The 1219-nt window shown below is 70.1% G+C and carries 1 protein-coding gene and 3 pseudogenes; all 4 read left to right on the top strand.

Annotation, left to right across the window (positions count from 1 at the left end; translation table 11 throughout):
- Window positions 1-196 (top strand): annotated as a pseudogene (locus I5G_RS24740) (Fic family protein); the annotation flags it as partial.
- A 77-nt stretch (window positions 197-273) separates the two neighbouring features.
- Window positions 274-660, top strand: a pseudogene (locus tag I5G_RS22175) (extracellular solute-binding protein); the annotation flags it as partial.
- A 152-nt stretch (window positions 661-812) separates the two neighbouring features.
- Window positions 813-923, top strand: a pseudogene (locus tag I5G_RS26515) (GNAT family N-acetyltransferase); the annotation flags it as partial.
- Window position 924: 1 nt separating this feature from the next.
- Window positions 925-1219, top strand: a 295-nt coding sequence (locus I5G_RS26510; protein ID WP_239642531.1) for a coenzyme F420-0:L-glutamate ligase, incomplete at its 3' end; no start/stop codon positions are given.

The raw sequence follows: 1219 nt of genomic DNA, 5'->3' as shown, positions 1-1219 counted from the left end.
CGGCATCCTGGCCCGTACGAAAGATCAGCGCGGCCGCACCGTGTGCTGGAGCGCCGACCAGCACCTCGGCCTCGTCGCGCTGACGGAGCGCAGCAATCGCGTCGGTGCGGGGGACACCGCGGGCCAGAGTACGCGCAACGCGCCGGCGGCACCGGATATCGACCAGGTCGGGAGGTTGCGCGGGCGCGAGCTGTAGGACCCCGGCGACGAAGTGGTGCCACGGCGAGGCCTGAACCTCGCTACCCCGCCGCGGCGGCCAAGCAGCACCCGAACGTGACGTTCACCATCACGCGCGACACGTTCCAGAACCTCACGGCCAACGCCCCCAAGCTCCTCGCGAGCGACACCCCTCCCGACCTGATCCGTCTCCCCACGCTCGGAGACACGGTCAAGGACGGACTCGTGGCCAACCTCGACCCCTACTTCGACGCGTACGGCTGGGACGCCTGGCCGGCGTCGCAGCTCGCCCCATTGCGTATGAGCGAGGACGGCATCCGCGGGTCGGGGTCGCTGTACCAGCTCGGCCTCGGCTACAGCATCACCGGCATCTACATGAACGACACCCTCGCGTCGCAGCTCGGCATCACCGCCCCGCCGCAGACCCTGGCCGAGCTCGAGGCCGACATGGCCAAGGCGAAGGCCGCCGGCATCCTGCCGATCATGGCGGGCGACAAGGACGGCGTGGTGAACTTCGTCGTGCAGGCCGCGATGAACCAGTACGTCGACAAGGACCAGTTCCTGTCGTGGATGTTCAACGAGCCGGGCGCGCGCTACGACGAGCCGGGCAACGTCCAGGGCGCCGAGCTCATCCGAACCCCCGCGCCCACCGCTTCTACGCGCGCAACGGCTTCGCGCTGGACGGCGCGTCGCACGTCGAGCCCTTCCTCGGTGAGGAGCTCACCGAGGTGCGCTTCGTCCGCTGACGTGCTGGAGATCTGGGCCCTCGAGGGCATCGGCGAGATCACGCCCGGCACCGACCTGGTCGGGGTGATCTTCGAGGCCGCGGGCGGCTCGCTCCGTGACGGCGACATCGTCGTCGTGACGAGCAAGATCGTGTCGAAGGCCGAGGGCCGGATCCTGCACGCCGACGACCGCGAAGACGCCATCACGCGCGAGACCGTGCGGCTGGTGGCATCCCGCACCTCCCCCGCCGGCCACGTGACGCGCATCGTCGAGAACCGCCTCGGAATCGTCTCCGCCGCCGCCGGGGTCGATGCCA

This window comes from Microbacterium sp. B19, assembly GCF_000333395.1.
Lineage (GTDB): Bacteria > Actinomycetota > Actinomycetes > Actinomycetales > Microbacteriaceae > Microbacterium.
The sequence above is the reverse complement of the archived record's forward strand: the minus strand, read 5'-3'. Positions and strand labels throughout refer to the sequence as shown.